The organism is Butyrivibrio sp. AE2032 (genome assembly GCF_000702965.1).
Genome location: NZ_JNLF01000003.1, coordinates 1,404,294 through 1,427,474, shown reverse-complemented (window position 1 = coordinate 1,427,474; position 23,181 = coordinate 1,404,294). Strand labels below are relative to the sequence as shown.

At 44.1% G+C, this 23,181-nt stretch carries 19 protein-coding genes; 1 reads left to right on the top strand and 18 read right to left on the bottom strand.

The window, feature by feature from the left end; all coding sequences use genetic code 11:
• Positions 1-65 precede the first annotated feature (65 nt).
• Positions 66-1,817, bottom strand: coding sequence for an SGNH/GDSL hydrolase family protein (locus BO18_RS08365; protein ID WP_081860961.1), 1,752 nt, complete (start codon positions 1,815-1,817; stop codon positions 66-68).
• A gap of 15 nt (positions 1,818-1,832) precedes the next feature.
• Entirely contained in the window at positions 1,833-3,398 is a 1,566-nt protein-coding gene (locus BO18_RS08360; protein ID WP_034445327.1) for a glycoside hydrolase family 43 protein, read from the bottom strand.
• A 252-nt stretch (positions 3,399-3,650) separates the two neighbouring features.
• On the opposite strand from BO18_RS08360, the gene BO18_RS36275 reads away from it, so the two are divergent.
• The gene (locus BO18_RS36275) at positions 3,651-6,464 is read left to right on the top strand and encodes a carboxylesterase family protein (protein ID WP_330379472.1); all 2,814 of its coding nucleotides are present in this window, start codon (positions 3,651-3,653) and stop codon (positions 6,462-6,464) included.
• Between the two features lie 274 nt (positions 6,465-6,738).
• Here the strand turns inward: BO18_RS36275 and BO18_RS08350 are convergent, their stop codons facing one another.
• The 16 genes from BO18_RS08350 to aspS form a co-directional block, all read right to left on the bottom strand.
• Positions 6,739-7,767: a hypothetical protein gene (locus BO18_RS08350; protein WP_034445325.1), complete on the bottom strand. Its 1,029-nt coding sequence runs from the start codon at positions 7,765-7,767 to the stop codon at positions 6,739-6,741.
• Between the two features lie 42 nt (positions 7,768-7,809).
• Entirely contained in the window at positions 7,810-8,853 is a 1,044-nt protein-coding gene (locus BO18_RS08345) for a hypothetical protein (protein WP_034445314.1), read from the bottom strand.
• Between the two features lie 348 nt (positions 8,854-9,201).
• Complete coding sequence (locus BO18_RS08340; protein ID WP_034445313.1) at positions 9,202-10,116, bottom strand: sugar ABC transporter permease; 915 nt, start codon at positions 10,114-10,116, stop codon at positions 9,202-9,204.
• Between the two features lie 12 nt (positions 10,117-10,128).
• Positions 10,129-11,085: an ABC transporter permease subunit gene (locus BO18_RS08335; RefSeq protein WP_051688582.1), complete on the bottom strand. Its 957-nt coding sequence runs from the start codon at positions 11,083-11,085 to the stop codon at positions 10,129-10,131.
• Between the two features lie 82 nt (positions 11,086-11,167).
• On the bottom strand, positions 11,168-12,970 hold the full coding sequence (locus BO18_RS08330) for a sugar ABC transporter substrate-binding protein (RefSeq protein ID WP_242856534.1): 1,803 nt from the start codon (positions 12,968-12,970) through the stop codon (positions 11,168-11,170).
• A gap of 483 nt (positions 12,971-13,453) precedes the next feature.
• Entirely contained in the window at positions 13,454-13,867 is a 414-nt protein-coding gene (atpC, locus tag BO18_RS08325; protein WP_034445309.1) for an ATP synthase F1 subunit epsilon, read from the bottom strand.
• 5 nt (positions 13,868-13,872) lie between these two features.
• Positions 13,873-15,267 carry a F0F1 ATP synthase subunit beta gene (atpD, locus tag BO18_RS08320; RefSeq protein ID WP_034445307.1) on the bottom strand — a complete coding sequence of 465 codons (1,395 nt, stop codon included), beginning with the start codon at positions 15,265-15,267 and terminating at the stop codon, positions 13,873-13,875.
• An 18-nt stretch (positions 15,268-15,285) separates the two neighbouring features.
• Positions 15,286-16,149 carry an ATP synthase F1 subunit gamma gene (gene atpG / locus BO18_RS08315; RefSeq protein ID WP_034445305.1) on the bottom strand — a complete coding sequence of 288 codons (864 nt, stop codon included), beginning with the start codon at positions 16,147-16,149 and terminating at the stop codon, positions 15,286-15,288.
• Positions 16,150-16,169: 20 nt separating this feature from the next.
• Complete coding sequence (gene atpA / locus BO18_RS08310) at positions 16,170-17,693, bottom strand: F0F1 ATP synthase subunit alpha (protein ID WP_034445303.1); 1,524 nt, start codon at positions 17,691-17,693, stop codon at positions 16,170-16,172.
• Between the two features lie 178 nt (positions 17,694-17,871).
• Entirely contained in the window at positions 17,872-18,411 is a 540-nt protein-coding gene (atpH, locus tag BO18_RS08305) for an ATP synthase F1 subunit delta (protein ID WP_034445300.1), read from the bottom strand.
• A gap of 118 nt (positions 18,412-18,529) precedes the next feature.
• A complete protein-coding gene (atpF, locus tag BO18_RS08300) occupies positions 18,530-19,024 on the bottom strand; it encodes a F0F1 ATP synthase subunit B (RefSeq protein ID WP_034445298.1) in 495 nt (164 codons plus the stop codon).
• Between the two features lie 181 nt (positions 19,025-19,205).
• Positions 19,206-19,487 (bottom strand): ATP synthase F0 subunit C, encoded by a 282-nt coding sequence (gene atpE / locus BO18_RS08295; RefSeq protein WP_034445296.1) that lies wholly within the window; start codon positions 19,485-19,487, stop codon positions 19,206-19,208.
• A 72-nt stretch (positions 19,488-19,559) separates the two neighbouring features.
• Positions 19,560-20,327 (bottom strand): F0F1 ATP synthase subunit A, encoded by a 768-nt coding sequence (locus BO18_RS08290; protein ID WP_034445294.1) that lies wholly within the window; start codon positions 20,325-20,327, stop codon positions 19,560-19,562.
• A gap of 10 nt (positions 20,328-20,337) precedes the next feature.
• Positions 20,338-20,748 carry an ATP synthase subunit I gene (locus BO18_RS08285; RefSeq protein ID WP_034445292.1) on the bottom strand — a complete coding sequence of 137 codons (411 nt, stop codon included), beginning with the start codon at positions 20,746-20,748 and terminating at the stop codon, positions 20,338-20,340.
• Positions 20,749-20,773: 25 nt separating this feature from the next.
• Positions 20,774-21,052: an AtpZ/AtpI family protein gene (locus BO18_RS08280; RefSeq protein WP_034447170.1), complete on the bottom strand. Its 279-nt coding sequence runs from the start codon at positions 21,050-21,052 to the stop codon at positions 20,774-20,776.
• A 223-nt stretch (positions 21,053-21,275) separates the two neighbouring features.
• Positions 21,276-23,084: an aspartate--tRNA ligase gene (gene aspS / locus BO18_RS08275; RefSeq protein ID WP_034445290.1), complete on the bottom strand. Its 1,809-nt coding sequence runs from the start codon at positions 23,082-23,084 to the stop codon at positions 21,276-21,278.
• Positions 23,085-23,181 lie beyond the last annotated feature (97 nt).

Below are 23,181 nucleotides of genomic sequence, written 5' to 3'. Positions count from 1 at the left end.
CAAAAACATAGCATTTTCCTTCTTCACATTTTCCGCTATGTTCTTTTCATTTTCTGACATCTACGTCACGCAACCCCAAAACCAAGGATGGTAAATTTCTTATCTTCATGACCTTCTTTCATGCTGATCCTGACCTCTCGCCGCGCGCTCTTTTCCTCATTCAAAAGAACTACTGCATTACAGTGAGTCCATCCATTGATGTGAGGGTCTGCCTCCAGGATCAGTTTATCGTCCACAAAAACCTCAGCCACGCCATGGCTGGCATAAGCTGAATCCTTGAAAACAAGAAGAAGTTTTTTACATGTCAGGGACATTTTGAAAGCCGCATCTTCGCCATTTTCCGGATGACACCAGTTGTTTGGGAACTCCGGTATCATCTTGATGTCCTTATCCATTTCTACCGCCTGAAGGTCAGTATCTTTACAGTTAAAAGAACCTTCATCGTCAATCACGATATCGTACTTGTCCTTAAGCTCCTCCAGCTCTTTACGGTCCAGAAGCTCGATGCTTTCAAAATCTGCTCCTATAGCTGGCCTGATCTTATTCAAGTCCATATCAATTCCAAAATCATCCCCCTCCGGTGCAGCCCCTGCGCACTTATCGTTCACCTTGTCCACCAGATTGCTCAGGCAGTCAGCCATGATCTGATGTCCCAGATTGCTTGGATGATAAACATCATAGAAGTATTGATTCTTTGAGATCACCCTGCCCTCTCCGGGAAGAAGCGGAAACTGGGGACTTACAGCATCCAGAACGCTCACCATCGGAAGACCATAATTTCTTCCAACAGGTGACAATCTGTCCTGCAAATTCCAGTCATTTGAGAACACAGCAAACAAAAGAACTACTGCCGGTTTCCAAGGCAGTGCCAACGCCTTCCTCACAAGGCTCTCGTAGCACACACCTTTAGTTTCATCTCCCTCATCATTAACCGCAAACTCAATCACGATAAGATCGGGCTTTGCAGCCCCATCCCTTAGAACATCTCTCTCGAACCTGATCATTCCAAGTTCAGACGGAGTCCCCCCGACTCCTGCTTTCACAAAAATGCACTCTCCGCCATTCATATATCTCTTGGCAAAATCCTCATAAAAAACTCTCGCATAGCACTTTTCATTTATGGGAATAGCACCAGCGCCCTGGGTAATTGATCCACCGATAAATCCCAGAGTTACATTCTCTCCCTTTTTTGCTTTATCAATAACCTTTGACAGCCTTTCAGTATTCCCCAGCTGCATAAGACTCTTTTCAATCATGGTCTTATAAGCAGTCGAGCCAAAGTCTACTGCCTTATCCTCAGGCTGCTTTGGTGCCACGAAGCCATCGTTAAGATAGAATCTCACATCAGTTGTTGCCTGGATTCCCTCAGTATCAAAGACAAATCTAAACTGCCCCAGCTCTTTGTCTCCGTCCTTCCAGTCCACCTTTGACAGGTCGATTTCCATCTCCATTCCATCCATTGGAACGTCCGCTTCGATAATTGTGACCTCTTCCCCGGGAACATTAGGATACATCTCAGCAACGAATTTTACAGATTTATCTGCCTCTTTTGCTGAGACACTGACACCGATTGAATGGATCATCTTCTGAATCCCCTTCCTGGTGGTCAGGTTCTGGATCATCTCCTCATCGGTTACATTTCCCGTAAGTTTTGCAGCATCAGTAACTCGTCCAAAATCCATGTACAGGAAGTGAACAAAGCTTCCGTCAGGCTGAGGAGCTCCGAAGATCTCCTTGTCTTTCATTATGTAAAAGAAATCTCTTTTCTTTGTAGGGTCCTTAGGTGCCACAGGCCCTCTGTTCATGTTATCTGACATAATTCATCCCCCTGATCACTTAAGGAATTTCCAGCTGTAGAATTCGTAGCCTTCACCCTCGAAAACAAAATATAGGTCGTGAACTCCTGACACTTTCTCATCCAGTCTGCAGGAAAACTTTATGAGTGTTTCTCCATAGTCATGCTTTATAGCAGGCGCAAGAAGGATCTCCACCGCCTCGATAGGATTATTCTCCGGTGAATCCACGCACACATTCACCTTGCCCAGAAGGCACTTGGCATCGATATCACTATGCTTTCCATACTCATCCGCATCTTCGTCTGTCGCGCTTTTCCTTCTTGCTTCTATATCACCAGATGCTGCTAACTTCTCAGCCAGCTCTTTTGCCTCAGTCACATTGATCTCCACAATTCTGGCCGGCTCGCTTCCAAAATCAACTCCGCTCACCTCTATCCAGCCACCTTCGGTGATTCCTGTGGCGATCATATCTCCTGATCCGAATTTCCTGGCTGTTTCTCCAAACTGTCTTGTGGCAATTCCGGCTGCGTTTGACATGGTAACAGCTTTGGTTTCCTGATATGGATCAAGGTTCCTGAGCTGCTTTACGCCTGCCCTTGTTCCCTCACTCTTTGAAGGCTCACCCTTTTCGTTGATCACAAGCTTATCAATGCTGGTGCTTCTGTAACCCTTGAGGAATCCCATCTTCTCCTCCAGGATCCTGCTGTGATAAGTGATGTAGTACTGTCCCTGGAACTTGAACATGCAGTGGTGGTTGTTTCCACCAAGGCCAAAGAAATGCTCAGGGTTCTTAAGAACCGGATTGCACATCTCAAAGGGTCCCATGGGATCATCGGAAACCATTGTCACGATCTCTCCCTGCTGGAAGCCCTTTTCCTTCTCAGCCTCGGGAGTCATGGAAAAGTTTGAGCAATAGGAATAGAAATACTTTCCGTCAATCTTGTTTATACCTGAATCCTCAAAAAGATAGGATACATTTTCAATAGGCTTTGGATCACCATCAAGGGAGACCATGTCTTTTCCCAGCTTGGCAACCCTTGCTGTTCCCGGATCTGAAGCCTTGTCATCTGAAGGAACGCCTCCTCCGAAATAGATGTAGTTCTCACCGTCATCATCCATAAGAACCGCCGGATCAAAGAGCCATGTAACCTCTGCGCAGGTTGGTGTATCCCTTGAAATAAGTGCCTTCCCAATCGGGTCTGTGAAAGGGCCTACAGGACTGTCTGCTTCAAGAACTGCGATTCCGTTCCCGCTGTTTGCAAAGTATAAAAAGAACTTATCCTTACCATCTATTGTTTTCCATGCTGCTGCCGGTGCCCAGGAATTATTACCCCAGGTAGCCTGTCCGTTCTTTCCTGCAGCATGAACTGTTCCGTGATCTGTCCAGTTAACAAGATCATCAGATGAAATAACGCTGATCTTATCGATCTTGCTGTAGGTGTTCTCTATAATAGCGCCGCTCTCATCAAGCTCCGGGTCATCCAGCGTCATGTAAATATATATTCTCCCCTTGTACTCCAGGGCATATGGATCTGCGCCAAATCTCTGGACCATTACAGGATTGTGGTCCCCAAGGGGCTTAAAGCTCTTTTGATTATTCATCTTAGTAATCCTCCAATTAAACAATGCTTTTGCATGTTACCTCAATAAAATATAACCTTTTTCGCCACTCACTCTCCACCAACATAATGCGCACTTCTCTCCAAATAATGCTTAGGTCCTGTACCTTCGCACACAATGACAAGACCATGACAATATTTGATTGGAAGGCGCTTTCCCTGGGCGCTACATTAGAATCAGCATGAAACTATAATTGCCGGATAGTATGTCCGGCTCAGATTAAGGGGAAAGAAAATGCTTAGAGAAACTACAGTTGAAAACGGAAAAGTTAAGGGACTTCCCGGAAACGACCCACGTATCACGGTCTTTAAGGGCATCCCTTTTGCAGCACCTCCTGTGGGGGAGAACAGATGGAGAGCACCTCAGCCCTGCAAGGACTGGGAGGGCACTTTAGAAGCCTTTGGCTTTGGCCCGATCTCCATGCAGGACACACCGGGAATCGGAGACGACCTGGTCTACAACAGGGAATGGCACGTAGATCCTGATATCCCAAAGAGTGAGGACTGCCTGTACCTTAATGTATGGACACCTGCAAAAAAAGCTAACGAAAAGCTTCCTGTCCTTGTTTGGATCTTTGGAGGCGGCTTTCAGTGGGGCTACACAGCAGAGATGGAATTTAACGGAGAAGCTCTTGCAGAGCGTGGCATCATCGTTGTAAGCATCGCCTATCGTCTTGGATGCTTTGGCTTCATGGCCCATCCCGAAATAACAGGTGAAGCTCCGGATGCGCCTTCAAACTTTGGTCTCCTTGATCAGAAGGCAGGCCTTGCCTGGGTTAAAAGAAATATCGCAGCCTTTGGAGGTGATCCCGACAGAATAACCATTGCCGGTCAGTCAGCAGGCGGCGCCAGTGTACAGCACCAGCTTTCCTGCATGGACAACAAGGATATCATAAAGGCTGCTGCAATATTTAGCGGAATCATCCGACTTAAGGATGCTGATGCCGACATCTTTAATCCACTGACATTAAGCCAGGCAGAGGATCTTGGAAAAGAATTTTTTGAAAGCCTCGGAGTTAAAGATTTGGCTGAGGCAAGAAAGCTCACAGATAAAGAGGTTCTTGATGGCTATAACAAATTCGTAGGAAACCACAGAAGATTGTTCCCAATTGTCGATGGACATTTTAGCTTGGGAGATCCTACAGAAGCCCTGATCAAAGGAAACTGTATTGACGTTCCAATAATTGCAGGAAATACCACAGATGAGTTTTCTGATGCAGGCGTTAATATGGTAGAACTCTCTGTTAAGGATGTCTTCCTGAAAGCTGAAGAGAACCGTCCAAACCAGAACTTCTACTACTACAGATTTGATCCCGATATTCCCGGGGATGGGCATAAAGGAGATTCCTATCCAGGAACCTTCCACTCCGTTGACCTTTGGTTTTTCTTTAATTCACTGCATATGTGTCACAGACCCTATGAGGGAAGGCACTTTGATCTGGCATGCCAGATGTGCGACTACTTTGCAAACTTTATTAAGACTGGAGATCCCAACGGAAACGGAAAAGACAGAACTCCTCTTCCAAAATGGGACACCTACAAAAACGAAGAAAGAAATGAAATGGAATTTCTTGGAAACGGCGCCCACTCAAAAAAAGAAGGCGGTATAAGACAGGGAAGCAAAAAGCAGGCAGTAAATCCTTACCTTCCATCCTGGGAATACATCCCCGACGGAGAGCCTTACGTATTTGGTGACAGGCTTTATGTCTATGGGTCCCATGATCTTTGTAAGGGCGAGACCTTCTGCCTTGGAGATTATGTATGCTGGTCCGCTCCAATAAATGACCTTGGAAACTGGCACTACGAGGGAGTCATCTATCCAAAGACAGCTGATCCTCTTAATCCTAACGGCCACATGTGCCTCTATGCTCCTGATGTTACAGTTGGTCCTGACGGCAGGTACTACCTCTACTATGTACTTGATAAAGTCAGCGTTGTATCTGTTGCGGTAGCTGATACTCCCGTTGGACCTTTTGAGTTCTACGGATATGTTCATTATGAGGATGGAACAAAACTCGGAGACAAAGAAGGCGATGAACCACAGTTTGATCCCGGAGTTCTTACTGAAGGTAATGAGACTTACCTTTACACCGGATTTTGCGGACAGGGAGATAAATCAAGGCACGGAGCAATGTTCACTGTCCTTGATAAGGATATGCTGACCATCAAAAAAGCTCCTGAATTTATCGCTCCTGGAAACATGTACAGCCAGGGAACAGGCTTTGAGGGTCATGCTTTCTTCGAAGCTCCTTCCATCAGAAAGCACGGCAATACCTACTACTTCATCTATTCCTCAGAAGTAATGCACGAGCTGTGTTATGCTACATCAGATAAGCCTGTAGGCCCCTTCACCTACGGTGGCGTGATCGTAAGTAACTGCGATATGCATATCGGAACCTACAAGCCCGCTGAAGATCCTTCTTGCTACGGCGCCAACAACCACGGAAGCATCGTAGAAATAGGCAATGACTGGTACATCTTCTATCACAGACACACCCACGGAACCTGGTTCTCAAGACAGGGCTGCGCTGAGAAGATTTCTTTTGAAGAAGACGGAAAGATCAAGCAGGTAGAGATAACTTCCTGTGGACTAAATGGCGGACCTCTTTCAGACATCGGTGAGTATCCAGCCTACATCGCCTGCAACATCTTCACTCCCGAAAAGAAGATGTACGTTGAGGAAAGCGCTCCAAGAGTTGTACAGGAGGGCGGCGATGGCGATCAGAATGACGGCTACATCAAGGGAATCGTAGATGGAACCACTGTTGGCTTTAAGTACTTCAACCTCAAGGGCGCTAAGGGCCTTCGCATCAAGACCAGAGCCTACTTCGACGGAGAGTTTGAAGTTCGCACTACCCTTGAATCCGCACCAGCAGGAAGTGCAGCTTCCGGCGTCGGCCCGATCCTTGGCCGCATCAAGGCTAATGGTTCCAACATCTGGACCGCCCACGAATGCACTTTTGCTCCTGTTTCAGGCACCACCGCCCTTTACCTTGTCTACAAGGGCACCGGAAACTGCAGCCTTAAATCCATAGAATTTTTTCACTAACTATCTATACACGAAGCGTCAGGCGCTGTCAGCAAGCAGCTCCTGACGTTTTATTATGTTTGATTCTCCCAAAGCCATCATTATCTTTCCGCTTCCTATTTCTTGCAAAAATATTATCGGAATGATGTTAATACACTATGTCTTGTGGATTATGATGTTATTACCCCAAATGTTGTTATCTCAAATTATAAAGATTATGTAAACTTGCATTTTAGAATCAATTTAGAAAGTTCTCTTGCATTGTTTTGACCTTTTGGGTCCATTTTTACAATGTTTAGTTGCCTGCTTTTGCTTCATATGTGTAGAGAGTACAGCTACTAAAGGCACCATCGCTCGTTTGTATCACTTTTATTAAATTTCCATTTTCGTCATATTCATTCTGGCTTTCGTGTACACTGCTTTTCGTATCAGAGTCAGCAGATTCATATGTGTATACACTCTTTACTTCATTACCATTATTATCATACTCATATGTGATAGTTGTAGTCCTCAAATCATCTGTATTTGTTTCTTTAATCAGACTGTCATTTTCATCATATTCATATGTAGTTGTTCGCCCCCACCCCAGATTATCAGAAACCTCTTTAACCAGGTTAGAATTGTCATCGTATTCATACGTAGTAGTTTTATAAACTTCTCCATTATTTCCCTTTTCTGTCAGCTTAATCAAACTGCCATTTTCATACTCATATTCACCTACGCTGGTGTCTGTGGATGTATCCTCATCTGAAATAAAGCTGCTTGTAGATGTTTCCTTTAATCTATTACCATCGCTATCATATTCGAATACAGTATTAGTACTGCTGTAGTTGTCTAGTTCACCAGCAGCATAATTATCATCCAGCTCTTTAGCTATATCTTCAAATGCAATTTCCTCGCCATCATACCAATATGAAAAATTATATATTGAATGACTCTCAGAACACAGTCCATTACTATCATTATCATAAAGCGTATAATTTACCGTATATTCATGATCATGCTCTGTCTGATTTCCCATTAATGGAATAAAAAAAACAATTTCCTTGGATACAATCCATTTCACCTGCGGCTCATTTGCTACTACTTCTTCAGTTACTACAGAGGCCTCCTCTGATGCATCTTCGGTTGCCGCATCAATTGATGTCTCCTCAATTGATGCATCTGTTGTCGATGCATTTGCAGCTTTCATGGCAAGGTATTCTTCCGCTTTTGCCAGTTTTCTTTTATCTACTATCGTCTTTCCTACAAAAAGACCTATTACCAGCGCTGCTACACAGCAGATAGCAATGATTATATATGATTTCTTTTTATTCTCATCCATGCTTAATATCCCCTCTTATATGTTCAACTGTGGTTTTCCTGATCAATGCTTATAGTAATAACTGATGCTGGTGGATGATTCGATGCCATCCCGGAACCAGATCTTCACAGTATACTTCCCATCTTCAAATTCATAGCTGTAATTTGTTTGCTTTCCATCATTATTATCTGCTGTACTGATGGTTAAAACACATTTTCCAAGACTGGTATCTACTATGTATTTCTCGTAGTTCTCCTTAGAGGCTGATTGATCCTTTAACCCCTTTTCTATCATCTCCTCGGTGCGCATCACTTCATTCATGGCAGCATAGTCACCACCACAAAATGGTGCTTTCACAAAGCTGCTTATCTCATTTATATCTTTATCAGATAATCCATGTGCATAATTTCCAAAGCGAATATAATCCGACGCATTATCCTGTGTCCAATTGCTATAATCAAAGCTCCAGTAATCCGTATAATTATCTTTGTCTTCCCAGGAACCATTTATGAATATGCTATTATTTATAGATTCTTTTTCAGTGAGATCACTGGTCACGAATTTCTCTCCATCAAAATAGAGATCATGAGATTGCCTATTCTCGTCCTGATATCCCCCATGATAGCTGGCTTTTTTACCCTTCCACTCAAATTGATCTGAGTTGATCTTAAAACCACCATCTGTATACTCGACCTGTACCTTATTAAATCCGAAACCTTCCAGCATACTGTCATAATCTGCTTCAATAAACTTAATGCCATTTACTTCAATGTCATCAAAGATGAACCCCAGAACAACATCAGCATCAAGATTTACGTTCGCGTTATTCAGTTTTTCTTTTTCTGTATCCGATTCTTTCTTGGCTTCATTCTTAGTGACAGTATTTTCAGATGTTTCAGCTGACTCTTTCACCTTAGCATTATCATCTTTGGTACCAGTATCTTCTGACTTAGAGTCATCCACTTTCTTTTCTGTAGATTTGCCTTCCACAATTGCCAGCGCCTCGTCGTATCCGTCAATTGTTCCAGGTCCTGCGATATTTGGTATTGCAACACCAACACCAAATGCCAGTATTGTAGCTATTACTCCTGTCGCTTTGATATTCATCCACTTTTCTCCCTTCCCTGAAAATACAAAAGCCTTAAAATATCCGCCAATCAAATAGCAGCCATCTTAAGGCATGTTTTTACATACGTTGATATTGAAAAAGACAGACTTACAGAATCTCTTCTGTCTGTCTGTTTGTCTACGTGATTATCTGTCATGGCCATAATAAATGTAAAGACCTTTCATTTCGAATATATAATAACAGTATATCACACATTAACTATCTGTACCCACAGACGCTTTCCTGGGGACGAGAACCGTCCCCAGCGACTCCCAAAAAGACCCGGAACGTTTTTGTTCCGGGTCTTTTAATGCGCTCATTTAAGAGCTAACACTTCAAAATTCAATTTACTCTTTAACACCACCGATTGTAAGACCTGTAACGAAGTATCGCTGAAGGAAAGGATACAGCATTACGATAGGTGCCATAGTGATGATAGTTGCAGCAGCCCTTACTGAAATAGGTGTGATGTTAACTGATGTTCCTGTAGTAGCAGCTCCGGCATTACCCTTAAGAGATGTTACAGCTGAAAGCATCTTCATCAGCTCGTACTGCAGTGTTGTGTACTGATCTGCCATACGGTTGTACAGCATTGTATCGAACCAGGAGTTCCACTGTCCAACTGCTACGAAAAGAGCTATTGTAGCGTAAATTGGCTTACACAAAGGAGATACAACTGATACAAAGATCTTCATGTAACCTGCACCATCAATCTGGGCAGCTTCCTGAAGTGAATCCGGAAGACCTTCCATGTAAGTTCTCATAACCAGCATGTTGAAACCACTGATCATTCCTGGGATTACATATACCCAGAAGGAATTTGTAAGATGAAGGTTTCTGTACAGGAGCATGATAGGGATCATACCACCGTTAACATACATTGTTATAACCCAGAACAGTGAAAGCTGGGATCTGAATATGAAGTTCTTCTGGCTTACTATGAAAGCCAAAAGTGCATTGGCTACAACTGCAAAGAGTGTACCAAGGACAGTTCTAAGCACTGAGATAATAGCGCCTCGGCCAATACTTCTGAGAGCAAGTACTACGCTGTAGTTCTGTGTGGTAAACATTCTGGGCCACAGATGAACTCCACCTCTCATGGCATCTACACCATCGTTGAAGGAGATTGCCAGAGTGTTTACTACGGGATAAACGGTTACAATACAGAATAACAGCATGAACAGGTAGAGAAAGAAGTAAAAGACCATATCCCCTACTGTTAATTTATGAATTCCGCCTGACTTATTTTCATTCTTTTCCATGTCGCACCTCCCTTAGAATAACCTTTCTCCGCTGCGTCTCTTGGCGATCTGGTTTGCGACCACGATGATCACAATGGATACCACGCTCTTGAAGATACCTGCTGCGGTACCAAGTGAATAGTCATTCTGGCTGATACCCCAGGTCAGTACGTAGATATCGATGGTATCTGAAACGCTCTTTACAAGGCCGTTTCCTAAGAGATACTGTACTTCGAAACCTGCGTTAAGCAGATTACCCATGTTCATAATAAGCAGGATAATTATCGTAGGCCTGATTCCAGGCAACGTTACATTCTTAATCTTGCCCCATCTTCCGGCGCCATCAATTGATGCTGCTTCGTAAAGACAAGGATCTATGGATGTTATAGCTGAAAGATAAATAATAGCATTCCATCCTGTTTCCTTCCACACGTGGGCGAAGGTTACGATAGGCCAGAACAATGCCGGTATCGAGAAGAACGGAACAGAATCTTTTACAAGTCCGAATTTAATAAGTAATTCGTTTATAATACCAGTTGATGAAAGGGCATCATTCAAGATACCTGTAACAATGATCCAAGAAAGGAAGTGTGGCAGATAGGAAATTGTCTGAACTACCTTCTTTGCTCTAAGCAACCTGAATTCATTTAACAAAATAGCAAATATGATGGCTGTAAGGGTTGTGAATATCAGATTCAAAGTACCCATACAGAATGTGTTTCTAATAACCTTTAAGAATGTTACATCTGAGAAAAGAAATTTAAATTTCTCGAGTCCTACCCACTTTGAGTGGAGAAGGCCAGTTTTGTTCTTATAGTTTTCAAAGGCCATCAGCCAGCCGGCAAGTGGAAGATAACAGAATATAAATCCGTAAATAACGAACACTGCAGACCATGCTATAAGAACCTTTTGCTTTGCGAGTTCTTTTCTTGTTATGACCGTTTTCTTTTGTTTGGCTACGGTTTTACTCATGCTAAGGGTTCCTTTCATTCAAAAAATCTGTAAAAAAAGGCAGCCATATACTTTTAGGCATATGGCTGCCTTATCCTCTAACACCAAAATCTAAGCTTTATCAGCCTGCGTTCTTAGCTGCCTCAACTCTTCTGTCAAGTTCTTCCTGCATCTGGTTAAGGAAGTCCTGAGGCTGGCATCCTTCGTATGCCTTCATGTAATCGCTCCATGCGCTCTCGAAGTCAGAAGCCATAACAACCTTAGGAAGCCACTCGTGCTTGCACTCACCCATCTTTGTCCAAGCAACACCGCCTGTTGTTGATGTGTCGAGGTTGTTTGAGTATGACCACATAGGGAACCAAGGATGTGTAGCATTTACATCTTCTACAACTGATCCGATAAGGTCAGGATAGTTCTTAGCACCGTATGCATCGAAGCACTTCTTAAGAGGATCAGCCAGCTTGTCATAGAACTCTGAAGGCTGCTCTTCTGGAAGGTTAGCGTTGATTCCATCATCGCTTGTTCCACCGTACTGAGGAAGGTAGCTGTATGTGCACATGTGGCTTGCCTTGTATGTAGGATCAGCAACCTGTGCTCTGATTTCAGGAGTTCTGTAGAAGAGACCATTCTCGTCAACGAGGTAGTCAACACCCTCTACCCCCCAGAAACGAAGGTTCATGATATCCTGGTCAAGCATCTTGTCAAGGAATGAGAATGCAAGATCTGGATCTGAGCAAGATGTTGTAACTGCGATACCTGATGCAGTGTTAAGTGTATCGCCGTATGTATGCCAACGGTTCTCCATGCCCTCATCAATTGTAAGTCCAAGAGGAACATAGTTGCAGCCTTCTTTGTCAAGACCTGCTGTAAGGAGTGCGTCGTTGATCTGCTGGAAATCCCAGTACTGATCGCACATACCAAGTACGTTACCGTTTGAAAGCTTTGTGATGTAATCATCATACTTCTGTGTTCCGAAGTCCTTATCAACGATACCCTTCTGGTACTCTTCGTTGAGCTTTGCGAAATATCTCTTAGCTGTAGGTGTTGTATTGTAGTCAACGATCTTAGGATCACCACTGTTGTCTACGATTACAGAACCATCATTTGGATATCCGTCGAGAAACTGAGGAGCATTCTCAATGCAGAAATATCTCCAGTCATCGCAAAGGCATGTGTAAGGGATGATATCCATCTCGTTGCCGTTAGCGTCCTTTGTCTTAGGGTTAGCTGCTGCATATCTCTCAATAAGATCGAAATACTGGTCAAGAGTCTTGATCTCAGGATAGTTATCCCACTCAAGAACACGAGCCTGAATCCAGAATGCTTCGTCGTTGTGAGCTGTTCCTGTAGGAGCGCCCTTTGTGTTCTGGAATACGTTGCACCAGTAGATGTGTCCATCATCCTGTCTGAACTGATCCCACTCGTTCTTTGTGTAGTAATTTGTAAGGTTAGGATACTTACCACTCTCAAGATACTCATCCCAAGGAATAAGTACGCCTTCGTTGTAAAGGTCTGTACATCCGTCACCACCATCGATGAGGTCTGGATATGTACCGGATGCAATGATGCTTCCGATAGCCTCTGCTACTGTCTGACCTGTAAGCCATGTCTCTTTAAGACGAACACCTGTCTTCTCAGCGATCATGTCCTGGATCTCGTTCTCGCCACTGTTGATCTCTGTTCCAGGCATTCCTGCGAAGAATGTGAAATCAACGATCTCGTCAGCTGAGTATGTCTTATCCTCTGCTGCACCTGCGTCAGTTGAAGTTGTTTCAGTAGTAGTTGTAGCTGTTTCCCCACCACTTGTAGTTCCTGCACTGTCGCCGCCGGTTGTTGCCTGCTCGCCGCATCCAACAAGAGCTGTTGCCATGAGCATTGTGCTCATTGAAAGTGCAACTACTTTTTTCATTGCTTTGTTTTTCATAATAACCCCTTTCTCCCTTTTTTAGTTTCATCATTAAGTGCTCATTCAACACTTTTCATGGAACATTATAGAACCTTGCATTTTTATATAGAATGGATTTCTTTTACCTTAGTTAGCACATTTTTTACTTATTTAACAAAAAATTTATAAATTAGGCATAAAAATTGTGCGTTATTCACAAAAAACAACGCACTAATCCAGTAAATGTACCAACGCATTTGGCATTTTGTACATTTATTGTTCCATTCCTTAACAAGTTATCTATTAATTTTAATTTACCGCTTTTTCACATGGCAATCTAATCAAATATTGCCATCTGCTTATCAATGAGGTGCGAAGCAGTGCAGATCGCAAACAAAGCCCACTTCTTTTCGACGAAAGATACGCACCAAAGCCCTGCTTCTGGGTATTCTCTGAGGAATAATTACAGGCAATTTAAAATCCAGGTACCCATCAAAAGGTACCTGGATTTTCTTTATCTTTTTATTCGTGCCCCTGACCGTGGGTGCCAATTCTTACTAAAGCTCTGTACAGCTTGGCCTCAGCCCTTACACGGGCCTCCTTGTCAAGCTTCTGATCAGCAAGTCTTTCCTCCGCTTTGGCTTTGGCGGCTTTCGCACGCTCCAGGTCAATGTCCTCACTCCACTCCCAGGTGGTCGGGAAAACTCTGACCTCGCCCTTCATGACTGAAAGCATTCCACCGATACAGGCTGCTTTTCTTTCTGTGCCATCTTCCAGGGTGACCCTCGCTGTGCCCATACCAATTGCAGTACAGTAGTCCGTGTGACGGGCCAGTATCTCCACATCACCGTCTATTGTACGAAGAAGTATCTTTTGCACCTGTCCTTCAAACTCCTGGCCATCCATAGAGATAACCTGTAAATGATAACTGGACATATTAGTTATCCTTTCTTCGCCTTTTCGAATACTTCGTCAATTGTTCCAACAAGAAGGAATGCAGACTCAGGAAGATCATCACACTCGCCTTCAAGGATCATCTTGAAGCCACGGATTGTCTCCTTAAGAGGAACGTATTTTCCAGGAAGACCTGTGAACTGCTCAGCAACTGAGAAGCTCTGTGACAGGAAGTTCTGAACCTTACGCGCTCTGTAAACAGTAAGCTTATCCTCTTCTGACAGCTCGTCCATACCCATGATGGCAATGATATCCTGCAGCTCACGGTATCTCTGAAGAACCTGCTGAACACCCTTTGCTACCTCATAATGTTCTTTTCCTACGATATCAGGTGAAAGAATACGGCTTGTGGAATCCAGAGGATCAACCGCAGGATAAATACCCTTTGATGCAATATCTCTGGAAAGAACCGTAGTAGCATCCAGGTGGGTGAATGTTGTAGCAGGAGCAGGGTCAGTAAGGTCATCCGCAGGCACGTATACGGCCTGAACAGATGTGATAGAACCCTTCTTTGTTGATGTGATACGCTCCTGAAGTGCACCCATCTCAGTAGCCAGTGTAGGCTGATAACCTACGGCTGAAGGCATACGTCCAAGGAGGGCGGAAACCTCAGATCCGGCCTGTGTGAAACGGAAGATATTATCGATGAAAAGAAGCACATCCTGATTCTTTACATCACGGAAATATTCAGCCATTGTAAGACCTGAAAGACCAACTCTCATTCTGGCTCCCGGTGGCTCGTTCATCTGTCCGTAAACCAGTGCAGTCTTATCAATAACTCCACTTTCCTTCATTTCTCCGTAAAGGTCATTTCCTTCACGGGTACGCTCTCCAACACCGGTGAATACTGAAATACCACCGTGTGCCTTAGCAACGTTGTTGATAAGCTCCATGATAAGGACGGTCTTACCAACTCCGGCACCACCGAAAAGACCAATCTTACCGCCCTTAGCGTAAGGGCAGATAAGGTCAACGACTTTGATACCTGTCTCAAAGATCTCAGTAGCAGGAACCTGATCCTCAAAGGATGGTGCAGGACGATGGATTGGCCATCTCTCTACATCTTCCGGAGCAGGCTCATTATCTACAGGCTCTCCAAGCAGGTTAAAGATTCTGCCCAGACACTTGTCACCAACCGGTACAGTGATAGGGCCTCCTGTATCTTTAGCTTCTGCTCCACGAACAAGACCATCAGTTGAACTCATGGCAACGCAGCGAACTACGTCATCACCAACCTGCTGTGCAACCTCGGCGATCAGCCTTCTGTCGCCTATCATGATCTCTATGGCATTGTGAAGATCTGGAAGCTCACCCTCTTTAAAGCGGATGTCAAGTACAGGACCTGTTACCTGTATTACCTTTCCAACATGATTTTCACTCATTGTATTGACTCCTTAATATTATTGTGTATCAGCACCAGCCACGATCTCTGTGATCTCCTGGGTGATGCTAGCCTGACGCGCTCTGTTGTAGTACAGAGAAAGTGTATCGATCATTTCCTCTGCGTTGTCTGTTGCCGCCTCCATGGCTGTTCTTCTGGCAGCAAGCTCACTCGCGTAGGATATGTTGATACTGGAATAAAGAATTCCCGCCAGATATTCCGGAACAATCGCATTGAACACTGTATCTGAATCCGGCTCATACAGTATCAGCTCTTTTGCCTTACCATCAGAAGCTTTCTCTTCAGTCCTAAAATCTGATAAAGGAAGCAGTGATGAAGCAGTTGGAACCTGGGAAAGCATGGAAATAAAGTTTGTATAGCACAAATAAATATGTCCATATTCTCCTGAACTGTATGCGTTGCAGATCAGTTTTGCCACCTGGAAGCAATCTGAAAGAGTTACCTTTGCAATCTCAGCATATTCCTCTGTGAAAAGAGGTACATTTCTGTGTTTAAAGTGCTCTACAGATTTCTTTCCTATAGGAAGTACCGTAACATCGCCTCTGCCCTTAGTTTCCTGCTCCATGAACTTAAACAGGTTAGAGTTGTATCCGCCTGCAAGACCTCTGTCTCCGGCAATTACAACATACAGCCACTTGTCACTTTCCGTCGCCTTAGTATAAGGCGACTGGAAATCAGTGTTTGAATTGGCTATATCTGTCAGCGTAAGAAGCATATTTTCAAGGTAAGGCTTTGATGCATCGGCTCTCTCCTTGGCCTTACGAAGCTTTGAAGCTGCAACCAGCTGCATGGCCTTCGTGATCTGCATCGTGCTCTGAACGCTCTTGATTCGGAGTTTAACAGCTTTCATTGATCCAGCCATTTTTTAATCCTCCTGTTTCTTTAGCCTTTCTGGCTTATGAACTTATTTGTATATGCGTCCAGTGCCTCTTTTAACTTCTTCTCTGTCTCTTCCTCGAGCTTACCGGTCTCACGGATTTCACGCATTGCTGCGATTCCTGTTGGATCGGTATCCAGGAAATCATAAAGGCCAGCCTCGTATTTAGCTACGTCTGCTGTGTCAACCTTCATGAGGATATTGTTGATAACCGCATAAAGAATTGCTACCTGCTTTTCAACCGCTACCGGCTGATTCTTGTCCTGCTTAAGAACTTCCACGATTCTTTCACCCTGTGCAAGACGGTTCTTTGTGTCTTCGTCCAGGTCTGATCCGAACTGTGCGAAACTCTGCAGCTCACGATACTGTGAGTAAACAAGCTTCAAGGTACCAGCAACCTTCTTCATGGCCTTGATCTGAGCGTTACCACCAACTCGGGATACTGAAATACCTGGGTTAACAGCCGGCATGATACCTGAGTGGAAGAGCTCTGTCTCAAGGAATATCTGACCATCAGTGATGGAAATTACGTTTGTAGGAATGTAGGCTGATACGTCACCAGCCTGTGTCTCAATGATAGGAAGTGCAGTAAGTGATCCGCCTCCGTTCTCATCTGAAAGCTTAGCTGCCCTCTCAAGAAGTCTTGAGTGAAGGTAGAATACGTCGCCTGGGTACGCCTCACGTCCCGGTGGCCTTCTGATAAGAAGTGACAGAGCACGGTAAGCAACCGCATGCTTAGACAAGTCATCGTAGATACAAAGAACGTGCTTGCCCTGATTCATGAAGTACTCACCCATTGCACAGCCTGTGTATGGTGAAATGTACTGAAGTGGGCTGGGCTCAGACGCTGTAGCTGCTACAACGATAGTGTAGTCCATAGCTCCACCCTTCTTAAGATCTTCAACAAGTGCAGTAACTGTAGAACGTTTCTGTCCTATAGCTACATAAATACAGATAACATCCTTGCCCTTCTGGTTGATGATGGTATCTATAGCAATTGTAGTCTTTCCTGTCTGTCTGTCGCCGATGATCAGCTCACGCTGTCCTCTTCCGATAGGGATCATGGAGTCGATAGCCTTGATACCTGTCTGAAGTGGCTCCTTAACGGGCTGTCTTGCGATAATACCGGGAGCAGGAGACTCAACCGGTCTGTATTCTGATGTTTCGATAGGACCCTGTCCATCGATTGGCTGACCGATAGCGTTTACTACACGCCCGATCATCTGCTCGCCTACAGGAACAGATACAACTCTTCCTGTACGCTTAACGGTCTGTCCCTCGCTGATACCTACATCCTCGCCGAACAAAACCGCAGATACTACTGTTTCCTCGAGGTTCTGAGCCATTCCGAATGTACCGTTCTCAAACTCAAGAAGCTCACCGGACATACAGTTCAAAAGACCGCTGACTCTGGCAATACCATCACCTACGGTAAGAACTGTTCCAGTCTCATTCTGAATGATTGCGTTCTGATAATTCTTTATCTGGCTTCGAATGACCTCGGATATTTTTTCTGGTTTTAGTTCCATATCATCCTCCGATGCGTATATTTATTTGACTAGGTGATATCCGGATTGCTCCGTTCCACTCTCGCAATCCTTCATCCATTCGGAATCCGCATTACCATGCTACTTCCTCATGTCTGTTCGGGTCATAAAGTCACAATGCTTAACATGCACGCATGTACGCATTATTGACTTATGACGCCTATATCACCACGTCATCAACTTTTTTACGAAGCTCGGATAACCTTCCCTTGACCGTTCCGTCAAAGAGCTGTCCCTCAAGATCTACTCTGACACCGCCCAGGATATCAGGGTCTGTTTTCTGCTGCAGAAGAACCTTCTTACCGCTGATCTTTTCAAGCTTCTCCTTAAGAGTCGCCAGCTGACTGTCGCTCAGTGTAACCGCTGTAGTTACAAATGCTTCAGCTATTCCGTGGGTCTCATTATAATTTTTCCTGAATCTGTTATAACAAGCTGAGTACTCACGAAGCAGTCCCTTTTCTATGAGAATCTTGATGAAGTTCAGATGATAAGGAGTTAAACTCTCGCCCAGTGCTTCATCCACCAGCTGCAGCCTTTCCTTTTTGGGAACTGAAGGCTCCGAAAGGAGTGTCACATAGTCGGGATTCTCTTTAAAGATTCCCTTCACTGCCTCCATTTCGCCCAGTATATCATCCGTAAGGTTCTCTTCCGCTGCCAGATCATACAGGCTCTGCCCATAAAGATCTCCAGCTTTAGTCATAAATTTCTCCTTCGTCGAAATTTCTTATTCGCATGCCATGTAAATTGCCTTTGGCAAGGGCATGCTCACCTTTACTTCATTTTCTTACGCCTTCAACAGTAAATGCTTCAGGCTGATCCTAACCGACTTTAGTAATAAAGTCTTCTATAAGCTTCTTGTGATCGGCTTCACTGATTTCTTTTTCTACTACCTTGCCTGCAATTTCCATGGCAAGTGAACCGATCTCATCCTTAGCCTCATTGATGGCCTTTTTCTTTTCCTGCTCAATATCAGCGTTGGCCTTTGCCTTCAAAGCATTTGCCTGCTGTTCTGCATCCCGGACAATTGTCTCTGCCTTAGTCTCAGCTTCCTTCTGTGCATCTGACACGATCTTAGCTGCCTCAGCATGGGCATTTGTCAGGCTCTCTTCATATTGAGTTTTAAGAGATGTGGCTTCATCCTGGGCTTCCCTGGCTTCTCTTATCTCTTTATCCGCCAGATCCTTCCTCTTCTGCAGGATATCGTTGATTGGTTTGAACAAGAATTTCTTGATCAAGTATACCTGGATGAAAAGGTTGATTATCTGAATGATAAAGGTCCAGGGCACAAGTGTTACCAATTCTTGTGTCTGCATATTTTATCTCCTTTACTGATGCCCAATGATATACGGATTGCTTCGCTTACGCTCTCGCAATCCTCCAAAAATTCGGAAATCGATATGCTTCGCACATCTTTTTTCCTCATTTTTGTTCGGCCTTCAAGGTCATAAATTGTTTCGTGCCAGCACGAAAAATTTCTGACTTTGAATCCCTATATCATTGTAAATATCCCATGAACATACCAGGTGCAACGAAGATAAGAAGAAGACCTGTAACGAAACCGTAAATACCGGTTGTCTCTGCAACGGCACAACCAAGAAGCATTGTTCCTGTTACATCGCCCTTACACTCAGGCTGACGTCCGATAGCTTCAAGAGCCTTTGATACAGCAGTTCCTTCACCAATACCAGGTCCGATACCTGCGATAAGTGCACATCCTGCACCAATACCACAACCTGCAAGAGCAATACCTTTTGCTAGAATCTGAAAATCACCCATAGTTCTTTTGCCTCCTAAAACACTTTTTTGTTTTTATTTTGTGTTGCTTGCCATATTCAGTTGTATTACCTGTTACTCCTCAGCGGCGTTTGCAATGTACATTACAGTCAGCATACAGAAGATGAATGCCTGCATACATCCTGAGAACCAGTCAAAATAAACGCCTGTGATAGCAGGTAGACCTATGCCAAGGATTGGAATATTGGAAAGGAACTTTCCAACTGCTCCCGGTATCAGTCCAAACAGGGCTGCTGACGCAAGTCCCAATGCCCAGTAAATAAGTCCGTCAATAACTACGCCGGAAAGGATATTTCCGAAATGACGGCAAGCCATACTTACCGGTGTTGCCAACTCTGACAAAATATTGAAGGGTGTCATAACTGCAATAGGAGTTGTGAATCCTTTCAAATATCCGCCAAATCCGTTGGTCTTAATCTTTGTAGACGTGATCATGATGAACACGACTATCGCCCAGGCAGCTTCCGTTGACAGATCTGCTGTAGGACTTCGTAGCCCCACAAGGCTTATGAGGTTCGACACAACACTTGTTGCGAAAAGAGCTGATACAAAGGGTATCAGTTTGTCGAACTTATTGCCTCCTGTGTTATTGCGGACAAAGTTGTTGCCCGTTTCAACCAGCATTTCTGCAAAAGCCTGCCTCTTTGAGATGTTCTCAACTCTGAGATCTCTCGTAAGGAAGATACACAGACCTGTGATTATGATCATAACGATCCAACTGACTATCAGCGTCTCTGTTATTTTCAGATCACCCAGGATAGGGATCCCGGTCTTAATGGTGGCGTATATCTTCGCATAATCAACTTCAAAGCTTTGACTCATGCTTTCGCCTTCAACCTCCTTTCCCCGCAGAAATGATACCGCGTAGTTTTATGAACAAGCTTGGAATAAATAATGTGATTATTACTGCGGCTGCATTGAATACAGGAATAGCTATTCCAAGTATTCCCCACAGGAGAAGTAAAAGAGTCCTGTTTCTGTAGCTGACTCCCATGGCCGCTCTGGCCTCTTTCTCGTCCTCCATTGATGCAACCTTTTGCACAGTGACTGCCATAAGGAAGAAATTGCCGATAGCATACACAGCTCCGAACAACCCTCCCAATATAACTTTATAGTCAAATGGTGCCCATGTAGGGAACACCATGTGCAAAACAAAGAATACGGCGTACATTATAAGAACACCAACGCACGTCCCCAAAGCAATTTTCCCCGTTTCAGTCTTTACGGCTGGCTGTAATTTCATACCCTAACTCTTCTCCCCTGCAAAATTAAATATGTCTACTGATATTAACCTCATTAGGGTCTCTTCTTAATCTATTCTTTTCTTCCTTGTGAACCACTGACAGATATACCTTATAGGCAGTTGTCATAGAAGCTCCCAGGCCCAGAATAAAGCCCGGTATATAAACCCAAATAGGTGCAGAAACCTTAGTTACTAAGAGATAACAAGCCACAAGACACATAAGAAGCGGCATAAGAAGTGACAGACCCAATTGGCCCACCATCGCAAACTGACCTATTAATCTGGACGCCTTTCTAACTTCCATCTTAAAAGATTCTCGCTCCTTCCTCATGTATCCTGATAGTCTCTGTAAAAAACAAAGACCCATAGTCTATTTTACTGCATTTAGCGCTATTTCACAATCAAAGTTAGACAATTTACACCATTTGCAACATTTTGTCCAAAAAGCAACAAAAAGCCGCTTCCACACTGGGTGGAAGCGGCTTTCATCCTAAAACTTTATAATAATTTTATCAAAATTTCGACAATTATTCCTGCTCTTCTGTAGCTGTTGTTTTAATGTGAAGCTCTTCAAGCTGCTTGTCTGTTACATATCCAGGAGCATCCATCATAACATCCTGAGCATTCTTGTTCATAGGGAAAGGAATGATCTCTCTGATTGTGTCCTCTCCTGCAAGAAGCATTACCATACGGTCTACACCTGGAGCGATTCCTGCGTGTGGTGGCGCACCATAGGTGAAGGCATTGTACATAGCAGGGAACTTAGCCTTAACATCGTCCTCACCAAGTCTTACCATCTCAAAAGCCTTGATCATGATCTCAGGATCATGGTTACGGACAGCTCCTGAAGAAAGCTCTACTCCGTTACATACAAGGTCGTACTGGTCTGCTGTGATTGAAAGAGGATCAATCTCTCCTCTCTCTGCCTTAAGCAGTGTCTCAAGACCGCCTGATGGCATTGAAAATGGGTTGTGACAGAACTCAAGCTCACCAGATTCCTCGCCAATCTCATACATAGGGAAGTCAACGATCCAGCAGAATGCGTACTGCTCCTTATCCATATGTCCCGGAACAGCTGCTCCGAAGGTCTTAACGATAACACCAGCAGTCTTCTGTGCTGCTCCAAGCTTACCACTTGAAAGAACAACCAGATCTCCGGACTTAAGTGAAAGAGCTGAAACAACAGCATCCTTTATAGGTGCAACGAACTTGGAGATACCTCCAACAAGTTCGCCGTTCTCATCCATTCTAAACCAGTAAGCCTTATTTCCTGACTGAACCTCAACATCGCCGATTGTCTTATCAATGAACTTACGGCTCTCCTTGAAGTCAGATATTACAACAGCCTTGATGCGGACATCTGTAGCTGTTCCATCCTCTGCCTTTGTAGCAAAAGGACCAAATCCACAATCAGCAAGCTTATCTGTTACATCCTGAACTGTAAGGTCGATACGAAGGTCAGGCTTATCTGAACCGTATTTCTCCATTGCCTCAAGATATGGGATCCTCATGAAAGGAGATCCTGAAGCACGGTCATAAGTACCATATTTAGCAAAGATTGGAGGAAGAACATCCTCACATACTGAAAAAACATCTTCCTGAGAAGCAAATGCCATCTCCATATCAAGCTGATAGAACTCTCCCGGGCTTCTGTCACCACGAGCATCCTCATCTCTGAAGCATGGCGCGATCTGGAAATAACGGTCAAAGCCAGCTGTCATAAGAAGCTGCTTGAACTGCTGAGGAGCCTGAGGAAGTGCATAGAACTTTCCTGGGTGCTTTCTTGCAGGAACAAGGTAATCTCTTGCTCCTTCAGGTGATGAAGCTGTAAGTATAGGAGTTGTGATCTCCAAAAAACCGTGCTCAGTCATAGCCTGACGAAGAGCTGCTACAACATTGCATCTAAGAATAATATTCTTCTTAACATCAGGATTTCGCAGGTCTAAATATCTGTATTTAAGACGTGCTGTTTCATCAGCCTCTCTTGAACGATTGATCTCAAAAGGAAGCTCGTTATGACGGCACTTTCCGAGAACTTCGATAGACTCAGGAACAACCTCGATATCACCGGTTGCCTGCTTAGGGTTCTTGGAACTTCTCTCTCTTACTACACCCTTTACAGAGATTGTTGATTCCTTGTTGATGGCCTTTGCTGTCTTAACCATCTCCTCTGTCTCAAGAACTATCTGTGTTGTGCCATAGAAGTCACGAAGGACAACAAATCCAAGTCCTGAACCAACCTCACGCATATTCTCAAGCCAGCCAACCAGCTTAACGCTCTCGCCGGCATTCTCTATGCGAAGCTCACCACAGTTATGTGTACGTGATTGCATCATTTGTATTACTCCATTTCTAATAAATCAAAATTAAGCCACAGAACATTCTAAAACATCTGCCTCAACCTTGCAAGTAACAGTTGTTAATAGGCCCCTA